This window comes from Pseudoalteromonas sp. BSi20480, assembly GCF_000241365.1.
GTDB classification, from domain to species: domain Bacteria; phylum Pseudomonadota; class Gammaproteobacteria; order Enterobacterales; family Alteromonadaceae; genus Pseudoalteromonas; species Pseudoalteromonas marina.
The window spans coordinates 1-395 of record NZ_BADX01000122.1 but is presented as its reverse complement, the minus strand read 5'-3'; the positions used below and the strand labels follow the sequence as shown (position 1 = coordinate 395).

Here is a 395-nt window from a genome sequence, read left to right as displayed (position 1 = left end):
GAATCGCCCCGTGTTTGCCAGAGACTCAATAACTTGAGAAACTGGAACTATGAAAAAATCAAATCGCTATACATCAGAATTTCGTGAACGTGCAATTAGGCTTGTTACCACACAACAGCATGAATACCCTTCTCTTTGGGCTGCGCTAGTATCGATTTCAGATAAACTGGGATGTACCCCAGAAACACTTAGAGCATGGGTCAAGAAATCTCAAGCTCAACCGTCTAAACCCTCTTCTAATACGCAATCAACTGAAGAACGCCTTGCCGTCTTAGAGCGCGAGAATAAAGAGCTCAAGCGAACGAATGATATCCTGAGGCAAGCTGCCGCTTTTTTCGCCCAAGCGGAGCTCGACCGCAAACAGAAGTAATAGTGGATTTTATTGATGCTTGCAG

General features: G+C 44.8%; 1 protein-coding gene. It reads left to right on the top strand.

The window, feature by feature from the left end; all coding sequences use genetic code 11:
• Positions 1-49 precede the first annotated feature (49 nt).
• Positions 50-370 carry a transposase gene (locus P20480_RS06245; protein ID WP_008130909.1) on the top strand — a complete coding sequence of 107 codons (321 nt, stop codon included), beginning with the start codon at positions 50-52 and terminating at the stop codon, positions 368-370.
• Positions 371-395: the final 25 nt, after the last annotated feature.

Excerpts from the sequence above, each read along its gene's own strand:
- P20480_RS06245 (WP_008130909.1), top strand. The coding sequence starts at position 50 with ATGAAAAAATCAAATCGCTATACATCAGAATTTCGTGAACGTGCAATT.